Origin of the sequence: Thermotoga profunda AZM34c06 (assembly GCF_000828675.1) — a bacterium.
Classification (GTDB): domain Bacteria; phylum Thermotogota; class Thermotogae; order Thermotogales; family DSM-5069; genus Pseudothermotoga_B; species Pseudothermotoga_B profunda.
In genome coordinates this window covers 122,460-135,509 of the sequence record NZ_AP014510.1, presented here as the reverse complement: position 1 = coordinate 135,509, position 13,050 = coordinate 122,460, and the positions used below count along the sequence as shown (strand labels likewise).

General features: G+C 38.6%; 11 protein-coding genes. 1 reads left to right on the top strand and 10 read right to left on the bottom strand.

What is annotated here, in order from left to right:
- Positions 1–3: 3 nt before the first annotated feature.
- Genes TSP02S_RS00625 through ruvC form a run of 10 tightly spaced genes read right to left on the bottom strand, consistent with a single transcriptional unit; the run spans position 4 to position 11,121 of the window.
- Positions 4–627: an LptA/OstA family protein gene (locus TSP02S_RS00625; RefSeq protein WP_041081123.1), complete on the bottom strand. Its 624-nt coding sequence runs from the start codon at positions 625–627 to the stop codon at positions 4–6.
- Positions 628–638: 11 nt separating this feature from the next.
- Positions 639–1,793, bottom strand: coding sequence for an S-layer homology domain-containing protein (locus TSP02S_RS00620; protein ID WP_041081122.1), 1,155 nt, complete (start codon positions 1,791–1,793; stop codon positions 639–641).
- Between the two features lie 15 nt (positions 1,794–1,808).
- Positions 1,809–3,215, bottom strand: coding sequence for a PEGA domain-containing protein (locus tag TSP02S_RS00615; RefSeq protein WP_041081121.1), 1,407 nt, complete (start codon positions 3,213–3,215; stop codon positions 1,809–1,811).
- Positions 3,200–3,625 carry a MarR family winged helix-turn-helix transcriptional regulator gene (locus tag TSP02S_RS00610; RefSeq protein ID WP_041081120.1) on the bottom strand — a complete coding sequence of 142 codons (426 nt, stop codon included), beginning with the start codon at positions 3,623–3,625 and terminating at the stop codon, positions 3,200–3,202. The genes TSP02S_RS00615 and TSP02S_RS00610 overlap by 16 nt, the downstream gene beginning before the upstream one ends.
- Entirely contained in the window at positions 3,609–4,259 is a 651-nt protein-coding gene (gene rsmI / locus TSP02S_RS00605) for a 16S rRNA (cytidine(1402)-2'-O)-methyltransferase (RefSeq protein ID WP_052465454.1), read from the bottom strand. The genes TSP02S_RS00610 and rsmI overlap by 17 nt, the downstream gene beginning before the upstream one ends.
- A gap of 26 nt (positions 4,260–4,285) precedes the next feature.
- Entirely contained in the window at positions 4,286–5,023 is a 738-nt protein-coding gene (locus TSP02S_RS00600; protein ID WP_052465238.1) for a lipoate--protein ligase family protein, read from the bottom strand.
- 9 nt (positions 5,024–5,032) lie between these two features.
- Positions 5,033–5,710 (bottom strand): 16S rRNA (guanine(527)-N(7))-methyltransferase RsmG, encoded by a 678-nt coding sequence (gene rsmG / locus TSP02S_RS00595; protein WP_041083978.1) that lies wholly within the window; start codon positions 5,708–5,710, stop codon positions 5,033–5,035.
- Positions 5,711–5,712: 2 nt separating this feature from the next.
- Positions 5,713–6,474, bottom strand: coding sequence for a metallophosphoesterase family protein (locus TSP02S_RS00590; RefSeq protein ID WP_041081119.1), 762 nt, complete (start codon positions 6,472–6,474; stop codon positions 5,713–5,715).
- Between the two features lie 46 nt (positions 6,475–6,520).
- Positions 6,521–10,633, bottom strand: coding sequence for a PolC-type DNA polymerase III (locus tag TSP02S_RS00585; protein ID WP_082025828.1), 4,113 nt, complete (start codon positions 10,631–10,633; stop codon positions 6,521–6,523).
- Positions 10,630–11,121, bottom strand: coding sequence for a crossover junction endodeoxyribonuclease RuvC (ruvC, locus tag TSP02S_RS00580; protein ID WP_041081118.1), 492 nt, complete (start codon positions 11,119–11,121; stop codon positions 10,630–10,632). The genes TSP02S_RS00585 and ruvC overlap by 4 nt, the downstream gene beginning before the upstream one ends.
- 594 nt (positions 11,122–11,715) lie before the next feature.
- Between ruvC and TSP02S_RS00575 the strand changes: the two genes are divergently transcribed.
- On the top strand, positions 11,716–13,035 hold the full coding sequence (locus TSP02S_RS00575) for an NAD(P)/FAD-dependent oxidoreductase (RefSeq protein ID WP_041083976.1): 1,320 nt from the start codon (positions 11,716–11,718) through the stop codon (positions 13,033–13,035).
- The last annotated feature ends 15 nt before the right edge of the window (positions 13,036–13,050 follow it).

Below are 13,050 nucleotides of genomic sequence, written 5' to 3'. Positions count from 1 at the left end.
GTATCACTCCTCCACAATCAATTCCACCTTAGCATTGGTTGCAACCATTTTATCATCAACCGTTGTAATTTGAACACGATCAGCCCACATTTTTATATTTTTATCGTGATCTAATAGAATAACATTTCCTTCAAGTTCTATCTTTCCGCTTTTTCTGTCATAGGAAAACCTCTTTGCCGTTGCCTCGATTTTACCTTTGTATATCTTGACTACATCCTGTGAACTACCTTTGAAGATATCTTTATCAAGATCGATATCCATACTGTCACAGTTTATTAGTATTGTATCAGTACTTTCCTTATCGATTACTTCAGCTTTTACATTGTCTGTCATTGTACCTGTTTTGAGCTTTATGTCATATTTCAATGCCGTTGAAGTGGCAACTCCATCCTCGAAGAACACCTCTGATTTTTTGGCATCAACCAATCTCCATTCGTTTTGGTATTTAGATACTTTCATAGATTCACAATAAACCTTTATCTTGTCTTCTTCAATCTCAACTTTCACATTTCCTTCGTAAAAGGCTTGTTCTTTCTCTGGTTTAACATAGTCGGCAACTATGTGAACGGTTTTCGCAAAATAGAATACCGCAAGAAAGCAGATAAACAGAACAATGATTTTTTTCACATCTTTTCACCTCAGAACTGTCCCATGGTAAAGATAATGGCAAGTACACCAACGACCACACCAACCCCACCAATGAGATAGGCCGTTAAGAGATTTCCTTCGAGGTTTTTCTGCTTGGTTTCGAGCTCGGCTATTCTCTTTTGGAGAGCGTCGGTTTGCATTCCTTCGACTTTCTGTTCTAATCTTGCAAGATTTGATTCATTGTCCTCAACTTTTTGCGAAAGGTTTGCAACTGAATTTTGCATGGCAATTAACTGATCTTTGCTTGCGAGCGTTTCAAGGATTTTCATGTTTCGTTGAAGTTCTTCAACCTGGTTCTTAACGATCATCAGATTTTGCTCATAATCTGACAGCATTTTTTTCTGCATAGACAGATCATTTTGAAGTCCCTTACTCAAGACATCCAATCTTGTAGATAAATCGAGTAATTTTTGGTCGAACAATTTTCCCTGTGCATAAAGCTGGGTGTTCATGTCATCTCTGAGTTTCTGAATGGCTTGTGTGTTTTCATTTGTTTTTGAAGTGATAGTATCGATGCTGTTTTTCATAGAAGAAAGATCTTTCGAAATGTTCGATTGATTTGTTTCGATTGTAGAGACTTTGTTGTTCAGGAGCTCTATACTTTTATCAGAACTTGCAAGTTGTTTTTGGAGAGATGAAGTCAGTTGTTCAAGGGCATCGACTCTCGAGAAGAGTGGTTCATATCTTGAAAGCTGTAGTTGCTGGTTTTTAAGAGCTTCGTCGAATTCTTTGCGCAGTTGGGCATAGATTTGCTGAGCCAGTTTGTCGGATTGGCTTTGGACCTGTGATAGGGCATTTTCAAAATCTTTCATTCTCTGTTCATATGTCTTATATGCAGCTTCAATTCCAAGGACCTTTGTAGACAGTTCTTGCTGGTTCTTTTCAAGAGTACTCAGTTTTTTTGGGAAATCTTGTAGTTGGAAGTTTTTCAAGATGTTGTATAAATACTGTGCGATATCAAATCTTGTGGTTAACAAACCTCCTCTGAAATTACCATTTTCATCCAGTTCCATGATCTTGTTTTCGATCATGAACGAGACAGGTTCATAGATGTCAAGGACGGGTGAAACATCCTTAATCTTTACCTCTGCACAGAATGAGAAGACCACAAGACTCAAAAAGAAACAAAAGAGGGTTTTTCGCATTTTCATCACCTCCAGCTAATGAACATAAACAATTTGTCCAGTCTCAACTTCAACCTGAAATTCCTTGCCTCCTACTTGTACAAGATAAGTGCCAGGTTTCACTGAATAGAATAACACAGGAGTCAGTCCGATAAACTCTTGGTTTATGTAACACCTTGTGACTGCATCGCTGAAAACACACAAATAACCATATCCACCGTCTGGTTTCAATATATTAAATGAACCAGCTTTGAATTCGATTGTTCTTTTAGTCGCGGTATCAGATTGTATCTCAATTGTGTGAAAGCCTGCAGGTAGATAAGTTATCGCGAGTGGGTAAAATGTCACACCTTCAACTATATATTTGACATCTTTGAATTTTGGCATTATCAAAGTTGCATAATCAAAGTTGATCTTCACGGAATCTGTTTGTATGAGATCTATCAAACCCGCCCATGATCTTTCGCCGAGTTTTGCTTCGATCCAGTGAAGATCTCCAGAGACCTTTATCTTCGAAGATCCTCTTGAAATAGCCTTGCCATCGACATACACCATGGCATCGTCGTTGGCCTCGATATTCAAGATCTTTATGTCGGGTTCCAGATAAACTCTCAGCTCGTTCATACCTTGCTTTGGTGTAATTGTAATCTGCTTTGTCTCGTAACCCTGTGCACTTATTTTCATGGTGATTTCTTGCAAGGGAATTTCTGGAAAAACAGCAGGTTGAAGCTTCTTTTGATTTTCAAACTCGACAACCGCATGATCTGGAACCACGTGAATTTTCACAGTGGCGCAAGAAATGAGTGAGAAATCAAAGATTTGTTTCTGCAAATTACTTACTCGAATCTGTTTATTGAGGCTGAAAAAATCATCTGCCTTGAGAGTCAGTGAATAATCTCCAGATGGAAGATCTATCTGTATCGGAGTCTTACCGATCTCTTTTCCATCGATCCAGACAGTTGAAACTGGATTAGAATTTATCAAAACCGTTGGGATTGTAGTGAGTTGATAATTCATCTGCTTTCTTTCAAATGGTGAGATGTTTATCTTATCTTGTATTTCACAATAACCATCTTTTCGAAGAATCAAATTCTGTTCGCCAGGTGGCAGAGTTATTTCAATAGGTGTTCTTCCACATAGATTTCCATTTATAAAGACTTCAGCGTCTTTTGGCTGAGAATCGATCATTAGACTCGCAGCAGGTATTAGATCCACATGATAAGTGGTAGATGCATCTGTTATGAAAATCTGTTTTGGTAAGTAACCTGGCTTTGAGAAAACTACTGTAGCTGGTAATGTGATATCAAAAGAAGCAAAGCCAGATCTATCGGTCACTGCGAGTACTGTTTGTTGATATCGTATCTCCACGTTTGGTGGATTTGTGACTACATTCACCGCAAAACAAGTTGATGCAAAAAGGAGCAAAACTATGAATTTCTGCACTTTTCTATCTCCTCTTTGAATCTTTGTAGGATCTTAAGAAGTTCCATTGAACGTTCTTCTCCCATTGCATCGATTACTCTTCCTATGAATTCGACCCTCTTTTCTATAACACTTCTTACGACACTCTTACCTACTTCTGTGACTGAAATCATGAAGACTCGTTTATCTTTTCCACGAATTCTGGAAACATAACCTATGTTCTCAAGTCTCTGAACGATTCCACTCAACGTACTCTTTGCTATACCGAGGGTCGTACTGAGCTCTGTCATCTTCATTGGACCTTTGAAATATAGTCTCTGCAGTAAATCGAACTGCGCCGCTGTAATGGGATAATTTTTAAGTACAAGTCTTCCTTCAACCTTGACTATGAAGCAGATATCTCTCAATATCTTTTCAAGTTCTTTTTTCAATTCTCCTTCCCCCTTTGATGTATATTGCCACTGTCAATTCACCCTTCGTCTCTTTGAAAATTTCTATGGCCTCACTTATTTTTCCTCTGTACAGTTGTTGGAAAAGTTTAGTCAATTCCCTTGCAATAAAGATATCACAATCTCCCAGAATTTCGAGTGCGTCGTTTAATGTTTTTGTTATTCTCAATGCAGATTCGAAAAACACAAGGAGTAAATTTTCTCCTTTGATCTCTCTGAATAGCCTTCTTCTTTTCTTATCGCGTGGCAAAAATCCGACAAACAACACCTTTGAAGCATCAAAACCACACAAGGCAATTGCACTCGTTAAGGCACTGGGTCCTGGCATGATGTCGATTTGTATTTTCTTTTTCCAACAGGCATCGACCAGTAAACCACCAGGATCAGCCACGGCAGGTGTGCCAGAGTCTGTGACAAGACAGAGTTTTTTACCTTGATTGAGAAGGTTCAAAATCGTGGGCAAATTCTTTGTCTGATTGTGTACTCCATAAGAGATCAGTCGTTTTCCTTCAATATGAAAAAATTTCAAGAGCTTTGTCGTTCTTCTGGTGTCTTCTGCAACGATTATATCTGCCTCTCTGAGCGCACGAATTGCCCTTATCGTTATATCCATCATGTTTCCAATGGGAGTTGAAACAATAGTTAACTTTCCAGCCAAGCGAATTCTTCCTCTCTTTTCAAGGCAAGCTCTATCGTTTTTTGATCTGGGGTGAATGTTTCGGCTTTCCCAAAAGTGATTTCGAATTGTTTCTGCAGGGTTTCTGTGAGTTCTTCTATTGAAATTTCACGATATTCCAAAAGTCCGGCCAATTTATTTTCGAGATCTTGTTGGTTTACTTTCAAACACTTTGCATATTCCTCGGTGTGCTGTCTTAAAACTATTGAGCCGTGTTGCAAAATGCTTTTTTCATTTCTCCTTTGTGCACTGCCAACGATCTTTTTTCCATCTATTGTTATCTCATAAGAAGATGGTGTAGCAAAGCAAGCCGCACTGTTTTCTTTCAATCTTTTGACTGGTTCTATGTGTACTTTGAAGCCAAGTTCATAAAGGGCTTTTGCAATACAACCGCTTATTTTAAGATAACTTTCAAGAATGCTACTTCTTGCTATTGGATGATCAATTGGCAGAACCAAGGCATAAGTCAATTCATCCCAGTGGAGAACTGCTCTACCTCCAGTTGGGCGAACGACACAGTCTATATTTTTTTCTCTCATAAACTCTGTGTCGAGATTGATTCTTTTTTGATGCTTTCCCAAAGACAGAGTAGGTTTTGCCCATGTGTAAAATCTCAGAATGGGTTCTTTACATATTTCTGCTAATATCACATCTAAAGCCATGTTTAACTTGCCTGGCATGTTCCAAGTTTTGATAACTTTCACTGTACCACCTCATAGTGGCTTTTTCAGTATCATCGAGGTTTTTCTTGGAAAGATTTCTCCGGTTTTCTTTATTTTACGAAATCTCAATAATGCTCTTTCTTCACCTGTTTTGAGTGAATACTCAATAATCTTTTCTGTCTCAAGTCCAAGTATTTTGATTGCGTTTTGTGCATTGTTGTATTCATCCTTCCACTTGGGGCCTTTGTAAAAAAATAATTTGCCTCCGACTTTGCAAAATGGAGCGCAAAACTCAACAAGAACCCTGAGTTCCGCCACAGCCCTTGCTGTTACTATATCAAACCTCTCTCTCATTTCAATGCCAAGTTCCTCTGCTCTTGAGCAAATGACTTTCACGTTACCAAGACCGAGTTCGACAATTGTTTGTTCCAGCCAAACAACCTTTTTCTTGATCGACTCAACCAACGTGACCTTCACTGGAAAGACTATTGCATAAACAATACCTGGTATTCCTCCTCCTGTACCAACGTCTAAAACTTCTCCCTCAACGGAATCCAAAGGTAGTAATACATCGACAATGTGTTTGTGGATTGCCTCTTGATAATCTCTAATAGATGTTAAATTCAAGGGTGCTTTTATCAACAGATCGATATATTTTGATAGTTTTTCTTCTTTTTCACTCTCTATTTTTAATCCATACTCTTGAAGAATTTGATGTATCTTATTCATATTCATACTACGAAGAAATTCCTCATTATCTTACTTTTGCCCATATCGTAGGTACAACCTAAGGATATGACAACAGCAAGTTCTGCCGGTAAGCCTACTTGTGCTATTTTTTCACAGGTTTTTTTCACATCATAAGCAATTCTTACAAATTCGTACGAGAGAACTCCTTTTTTGACTTCGACAAGGAGATAACACGATCTTGGATCGCCGTCTTTTGGTCTTCCAACACTTCCGGCATTCATTATCAATTTACCATTCACGCATTTGACCATTGGCAAGTGCGTGTGACCGTTGATTATTACATCGGCTGTGGTTTTTTCAATGAACTTTTTGAGTCTTTCTTGATCGATTTCTGGAGTAACATATTCGAACAATTCATTCAAGGGGCTTCCATGTACTAAAAGAAAATTCACACCCTCAACTTCGAACTCCATTCTGTGTTTCAGTGAACGAAGATGAGATTTAACCTCTTCCGAAGTATTTTGAACGGTCCAATTGATTGAGATTTCACCAACTTCTGTTTCTCTACCGGGGTTGTATTGACATCCGCAGCTGGATCTTGAATAACCGACGCCGTCGTCGTAGTTTCCGGCAACAGTGGGGATATCGATCAATTTTTTGACAGTTTCTTCGGGATCTGGACCATAACCTACAAGGTCTCCAAGACAATAGATTCTATCGACATTTCTCCTTTTGATGTCGTTCATCACAGTTTCAAGTGCCTCAAGATTTGCGTGAATATCTGAAATAAAAGCCAGGAGCATTTTCAAACCTCCTGGCTATATTGTACACTATGGTTTTTAAGAGCTCTTAAAACAAGCTGATCTGTTCTTTCTCTGGTAATCCTTCCAACTCAACTATCTTTTTGAAAATTTCAAGGTGAGATTTATTGACCTTGGTTCGTCTAACTATATCTTCCAAGGAACTGAATGGTTTTTCTTTTCTTGCCACGATAATTGATTCGGCTACGTTATCGCCAAGGTTTGGCAATTTGTTCAATGGGATTCTCAATTTTCCATTTTCTATGATGAAGATCTTGGCGTCTGATTTGTTTATGTTCACCGGTAAGAAGGAATAACCCCTACAAAACATTTCAAGCATCAATTCAAGTGTTGTCTCCTTGGACTTTTCTCTGACATCTTTGTCTATTATCGTTGATAGTTCCGCCAATCTTTTTTTCACAACCTCTGGTCCACCGAGTGCTGCTTCGACATCGAATTCATCACCTTTGAGTGTGAAATAGACGGCATAAAATGCCAGCGGATAATGTACTTTGAAGTACGCAATTCTAAATGCCATACTCACGTAAGCCGTTGCGTGCGCTTTCGGAAATAGATATTTTATTCTCTTACAAGATTCAATATACCATTCAGGTATGCCAAGGTCTTTCAGATCTTTTTCATTTTCCTCGGATATCCCTTTACCCTTTCTAACATTTTCCATGATCTTGAAGGCTTTGGAGGCATTCATACCCTTCTTTATGAGATAGTTCATGATATCGTCACGACAAGCTATGACATCTGACAGAGTGGCTTTCTTTTGTCTTATCCATTCTTGTGCGTTATTCAACCACACGTCTGTTCCATGAGAGAGTCCTGAGATTCTGACCAATTCCGCAAAACTCTTCGGTCGTGTTTCAGATAACATCCCACGAACAAACTGAGTACCGAACTCGGGAATTCCAAGTGTACCGACATCTGTACCTATATCGTCTGGCTTTATACCAAGTGGTTCTAAGGTCGAGAAAATTTTTATTGTTTTTTCATCATCCATTGGGACTTCCATGGGATCAATACCAGTTATATCTTTGAGGAGTTTTACGAAAGTTGGATCATCATGACCGAGCGCATCTATTTTCACAAGGTCATCGTGTATGGATTCATAATCAAAGTGTGTTGTTAGAACCATTGCTTCCTTCGTATTGGCTGGGTATTGTATAGGTGTAAAATCGTAAACTTCGTACTCTTTCGGAATGATCATCAAACCACCAGGATGCTGTCCAGTCGTTCTCTTGACACCAGTTATGGCATTGGCCAGTCTTTCACTTTCTGCTTTTCTGACCTTTTTTGAAGTTTTCTCTTCATAGGCTCTGACAAAACCATAAGCAGTTCTTGAAGCTATCGTATTTATAGTCCCTGCACGATACACATGCTCTTTTCCAAAGAGCTTTTCTATGAATTTATGTGCCTCATCTTGATAATCACCAGAAAAGTTCAAGTCTATGTCTGGTACCTTATCGCCTTCAAAACCCATGAAAGTCTCGAATGGAATGTCTTGTCCATTCCTGTTCAAAAACTCACCACAATTGGGACATCTCTTTGGTGGCAAGTCATAACCAGAACCATAGCCATTGTTCTGTACAAACTCGATATAATGACACTTGGCACAAAAATAGTGTGGAGGCAATGGGTTGACCTCGGTAATACCCATTAAGAATGCAACAAAAGAAGACCCCACTGATCCACGTGATCCAACAACATAACCGTCTTGTAATGATCTGTCGACCATTTTCTTGGCTATTAAATAAAGAACGGCATAACCGTGGTTGATAATTGCATCGAGTTCCTTGTTCAATCTTTTTTCAATCAACTCTGGTAATGGTTCACCATACAGTTGTATGGCTCTGTGTGTTGCAATAGATCTCACCTGATCCTCTGCGCCTTCGATTCTTGGTGTGTGGAGTTTTTTCTCAAGAGGCGTGATTTCCTCCACACTTGAAGCTATTTGATTTGGATACTCTACAACAACTTTAAAGGCCTTTTGTTCATCGTGTAAAATTTCTTTTGCCGCTTCAAGCATCTCTTGTGTTGTTCTCAAATAGGCTGCAGGTTGTTCTGGGATATTATCTTGTTGTGGTGCTTGCAAAACCGATCTGGTTTTCTCGTCCTCTGGATCCAGAAAGTGTACATCGCCAGTCATCACAACCGGTACACCTATTTTTTCACAGATTTCATAGAGTTTCTCATAGATTTCACGGAGTCTCTCGCGTGTTAAACCAAGGTCATTGCTAATTGGAAGAAGGTCTAAAGGCATTATCTCGACAAAATCGTAAAATGCCAGAGTTTCTTCTATTTCACTTTCATTTGCACCGGCTAACATCTCTTGAATTAATTCACCGGTGACACAACCACTACCTATTAACAAACCGTTACGCAATGACTGAAGATCGCTTTTCGGAATCCTTGGGACGCCATGAAAGTACTTTACATGAGCACTGGAAATCAGTTTGTATAGATTTTTCAAACCATCTTTGTTTTGAACGAGTATCGTTGCGTGGAATGGTTTTGATTGTTTTAGTATAGACTCTTTGTGAAGTCCTTCTATCTGTTTAAAGGTTTCTATATTTCTTTCCTTAGCAATTTTCAACAATTCGATGAAAATCTGTGCCGTTACTCTTGCATCTTCCAAAGCCCTGTGATGAGAAAATGTTCCAACCTTAAAGTAATTGGCGAGCTTCTCAAGATTATAACTTGACAGTTTCACAAGTCTTTTTGCGAGAGCCAATGTGTCCACGACTGGTATCTTCCAGTTTATTTTCATGATTTTTTCGATCCAATACCTGAGAAATCTGTAATCGAAATTGGCGTTGTGAGCAACTACAATACTGTCTTTACAGAACTCGAAAAATTTTGGAAGGACCTCCTCTATGGATGGTTGATCTTCGAGCATTTGGTCCGTTATCTTCGTGAATTCAATCGTGAAACTATTGAGCTTTTCCCGCGGTTTTATAAGACTGTGAAAATTTTCTGTTACCTGACCATCTTCAATTGCCACCGCACCTATTTCGATGATCTCCGAGAACATAGGATGAAGGCCTGTTGTTTCGATGTCCAGAACTACAAATCTTTTATTATCAATATTCACATCATCGGTGCCAAGTACTACAGGATCTGAGTCATTGACCAAGTAAGCTTCGACTCCGAATATAGGTTTTATTCCATTTTTTTTACACGCTTCGTAAAAATACGGTATTCCTTGGACCACGCCATGATCTGTAAGAGCAACAGCCTTCCATCCCCAAAGCGAAGCCCTTTCAACGTATTCATTTATATCTAAAACGCTGTCAAGATCGCTCAATTTACTATGAGCATGCAACTCGACTCGCTTTTGTGGCGCATCGTCTATGCGGATCATCGGTTCGATTTTCTCAAAGTTTTTGACATGTAGAATAGGTTCCCCAGATTCATCGTATCTGAGAGTTCCCCCCAAGATCACCCAATCTTTTTCCTGAAGTTCGTTGATCACTTGATCGATAACACTGTTGAAGACAAGGCATGTAATTGAATCCTTTTTATCTGTAAGGTAAATCGTAACAAACCTTTTTTTACCTTCTCTGAGTTCCATTTTGAAGATCTGTCCAGCGATTTTCACGTTGTCAGTATCTTCGGGTAGATCGGATGGAGTGTGATACTGGTTTATTTTTTTCGCCTTTTTCTTCTGTTCTTGCTTTTTTACCATCACCTTTGGTTCTTCAAGCAGTGCTTTTGGTTCTTCGACTTGGACTTCTATCTCCAGATCTTTGCCAAGTAAATGACCAACAACTTGTTTCACTTGCTTCATTTTACTGTTGATTCTATCTTTACCGAATTCCCCAGACACTTTCAATACAACCTTTTGCTGCTGAACGATAGCAGATTGGACGTAAGGAAAACTTCCGTTGAGTTCTTTTCTGAGCATATCAAGGTCTATGTAGTCGTTCGAGGCGATCGATTGAAAAACAATAGAGGTCTCAAAATAATCTTCCAGAGACCTGTAAAGTTCTTTTGTGAGCTTGACTGGTTTATCGGTTCTTATGATCAATGTATTGGTCTGGCTATCATAATCAATGGATTGAACCACACAATCACATGGAAATTGAAACCCTATTTTGCTTGCAAATTCACCAAAGGTTAATTGCAGATCTTCTACCAAGACTCTCTTCATACGCTGAACCTCCGAATGAAATTTCTGGTTACACCATGACAATAAGCAATGGCAAGTGCATCAGCCGCATCATCTGGCTTTGGTATCTGCGATAGATTGAGTAGGATCTTCATCCATTCTTGAACGTCTCTTTTCATAGCCCTACCATCACCAGTTACTGCTTTTTTTATCTCATGTGGTGTGTATTCATAGACTTCTATCTTTCTTTGAGCTGCTGATAACAACACAATTCCTCTTGCCTCACCCACAGATATCGCAGTTGTCACATTTCGAGAAAAAAACAGTTTTTCCATCGCGATTTCATCAGGTTTGAATTCATCGATTAAATCACAAAGGTTTTCATACAAATATTTCAAGCGTAATGCTATGTTTTGCTCTTTTTTTGTTTGTATTACCCCATGAGTTACATGTTCAAAAAGGTTACCACTGGCCCGAAGAATACCATATCCCAAGATACCAAATCCAGGGTCGATACCAAGAATTGTCAAAGTACACACCTCGATTTTTTGGTAGGCAAATCACATTATAGACCTTCCGTTCTTGTCAAGTTGTTACTTGTCCTTTAAAAGTTCTGTGAAGATTCCAAAGTCCTATCTAATGTAACATTGAAGTTAAAACAAAAAAAGGCCACACCTTTTTCCTGGTGTAGCCTTTGAATAAAACCATATCCATGAGATCATTAACCACAAGGATTATTGAGAAAAGTTTCGAAGATCAACCTTAAAATAGAAACTACTAACTGAGAGACCAAATCATCAATTGGGATAAAGATAGATTTCTAACGAGTAATATATCCTTAAGATAATGACTATATTTTTGGTGATACACTCGTTGAGTTTGAATACCAAAAGATTAGACCTATGCCAATATACGATGGGGTATTTTCCCAGGATCCTGGTTGGCGCCTTCCATTATATAGTATACGGAGTTACAAAAATGAAAAAATGACGGAAGTCCTCTTTCGATGGCAATTAGAATACTAAAATAGTAAATAATCAAGTTAAGAACCTTGATTTTGAACTTAGTTGAATCTAAGATTGAAGATCGTCAAACTCGTGATTAAATAACATATGGAGGTATCGATAATGAGAAAACTGGGTATAGTTGGATTTGGTGCAGCTGCCATTGGTTTTATGCAAGGATTAATAGAAAATGGACGAATAAATCATTATCACGTAACGGTCTTTGAAAGAGGCAAAGACCACATGCACAATACAATCTCTGGTGTAAGAATGGACGGGAAGATCTTCATCAGCAGAGGTATGGGTGGAGAACTGGATATTCCCATTGAAATACAGCAGAAAACGGTGATATTCTATTTAACCCACTCGGGATACAAACCCACTTTGAAAGAGAAAACCAACATGGTTGAGTATCTTAAATCTTTTGAAAAGGATGGAAAAAAGATCGAGTATGGTGAATCATTTTCAGATGAAGAAACTTACAGAATCTTTTATGACCATGGATTTGAACCCGTTAAGGCATATTTCTTCCACCTTGGGACAGATGTACTTAAAGAAACCAACAACAATCTTTTTGAATATTTTTCTTCATTCAAAAACATCGAGTTTTCTTTTGATACAACAGTTGAAGATATAGAAATTGGCGATAAGCACAGAGTTTTCACCAACAAAGGTGAATATCTTTTTGATGAAGTTGTAATCGCCGTTGGAAGAAGTGGACACAAATTGATGGACCGACTTAAAGAGAAATATCCCCATCTTGTGAAAGAAAATTATTATGTCGATATTGGTATAAGATATGAATTACCCAACCACGTTATGGAAAAATTTCTCGATATGTACGAAGTGAAGGTCAGATACAAAGCAAGAACGGGTTACATGTGTAGATTATTCTGCCAGAACCCCTCTGGCAAGGTGACTTTAGAGAAGTATGAAGATTTCACCACCGTGAATGGATATTCAGATACACATCATAAAACTGAAAACACGAATTTTGCTGTACTTGTGACCACAAGATTCACAGAACCATTCAAAGATCCCACTGGGTACGGGAAAAACCTTGCAAAGCTTGCAAATATTCTGGCCGGCGACAGCGAAAAGGTGATACTGCAAACCTATGGAGATTTCAAAGAATACAGAAGAACAAAAAGACTCGGAAGAGTGTTACCCACATTGAACGACAACAGCTTTATTTTGGGAGATGCAAATTTGGTCTTTCCTTCAAAGATCAGAGAGTCTCTGGTGGATTTCATCGATAGACTCGATGAAGTCATTAAAGGTGTTGCGTATTTTGATAACTTGCTCTATGCAGTCGAAGTGAAATTCTATTCAAACAAATTCAACAACGATATAATCAAAAATCTTCACGTTATAGGTGATTGTTCTGGTTGGACGAGATCTATTCAATATGCCACCTCTATGGGATATTTGAGAGCATAAAAAAATCAAACGTAG